2 protein-coding genes and 1 pseudogene are annotated in these 1,617 nt (G+C 40.7%); all 3 read left to right on the forward strand.

Going from position 1 to position 1,617, the window contains the following annotated elements:
* The coding region (locus tag M3P05_RS20290) for a hypothetical protein (protein WP_249701953.1) at positions 1-316 on the forward strand (316 nt) is incomplete at its 5' end.
* A 59-nt stretch (positions 317-375) separates the two neighbouring features.
* A complete protein-coding gene (locus M3P05_RS20295; protein ID WP_249701954.1) occupies positions 376-786 on the forward strand; it encodes a hypothetical protein in 411 nt (136 codons plus the stop codon).
* 205 nt (positions 787-991) lie between these two features.
* Positions 992-1,617: pseudogene (locus tag M3P05_RS20300) on the forward strand (IS110 family transposase); the annotation flags it as partial.

Consider the following 1,617-nt stretch of genomic DNA (forward strand, 5'->3'; position numbering starts at 1 on the left):
CTTGGCTGATTATCCGATGCTCTGCAGAGCCTGCTATCACAGGGAATTCATTATTCAGCGGGAATTGCTGACGCCTGCTTCAGCCGCGCCGCCGACGGCGGCGTCGGGTGGAGGGGCAAAGCCCCGGAACGAACTGGAAGCATTTGTTAGGAGCGTTTCTTATTTATTATCTATGATGCCTGTAACTGGATGTTTGAGGTTTGCAGCATGTATCATAAAAGAATGTTTTTATTTATTTTTATTGTATTTTACCTTCTCATTGCTGAATCTGTTAGTGCAAACATATTTTATTTACGCTTCAGGAATGGGGTTTTAAGCGTAACGACACCTAGAAATCTAGAGCTAACTGATGCATTCTCTGTAGAAAGCTATAATTTGATACTTCATGAAAATGTCACTTTTCAGTTTGTTACTAATGACCTTAGCAACTTTGATGAGAATAATGAAAACTTGTTGGTTATTTTGTTAATTGACTTTTTTTATGAATGCGATGATTTAGAGGACTTTTTTAGCTCCTTTTTTGAACAGGGGTCTGGTTCTCAAACACAAAATGAATTTTTTACTTTGATTGATCAAGAAAAATCTTCATTTGTTATTACTGAAAGCTACGATTTAGATAGTGAGACCAGCTATAATACTGTTTCTCAGATGAACTTACTACCAACTAACCAAGAGGAAGATCAAGGTTTATTATCATGTTCATATGGGTGTGGCAGTATATTCACATCATCACAACAAAAAAAAATCATCATAGATATAATCATAAAAATCAACGCGATCGGTTAAAAAATAAGTGTGATATGCAATTTTATTGTCCGTTTTGTGCTAATGGATTTTTGATAACGAGTATTCACATGCTTTGTACACACATGAACTTATACCATTCAGAGAAGAGCTACCTGGATTTTCTTGATACTTATTGAGCCTTCTCCCCAGCTCACCGGTAAATCGGTAAGCTGGCAGGCGCTAAAAACAAAAAGGAGAAGACTCGATGCAATTCTACAACAACTCTCATCCTTTTTACTGCGGCATAGATCTCCATGCCAAAAGCCTCTATGTCTGCATAGTGGACGACAAGGGAAAAACAGTTGTTCACAAAAACATTAAAGCCCGTCCCGAATGTCTGCATCCATTGATTTCTCCTTATGCTGGCAACATAGTCATCGGTGTTGAATGCATGCACTGTTGGTATTGATTGTCAGACTGGTGTGCTGACCATGATATTGATTTTGTTCTGGGACATGCCCTATATATGAAGGCGATTCATGGTGGAAAAACCAAGAACGATAAAATCGATGCCTACAAAATTGCCCGGCTCTTGCGTGGAGGCAACTTTCCTCTGGCCTACAACTACTCTCGTGAAATGCGCGCCACCAGAGATTTACTCCGGCGCAGAACCAAACTGGTTCGGTACAGTGGCGAACTCAAAGCCCATGTGAAAAATACAGCGACTCAATACAATCTTGCTGATATCGGCAGTCATAACCTGCGTTATGCGGCCGCCCGAGAGGACGCACGTTCAATCTTCCATGAAGCTGCCGTTCAAACAAGTGTGAATCTTGACCTGGACACTGTGGTGTACCTGGGTGGCGAAATCAGGAAAGTGGAATGGTTTAT

The organism is Parendozoicomonas callyspongiae, assembly GCF_023502345.1.
Taxonomy (GTDB): Bacteria; Pseudomonadota; Gammaproteobacteria; order Pseudomonadales; family Endozoicomonadaceae; genus Sansalvadorimonas; species Sansalvadorimonas callyspongiae.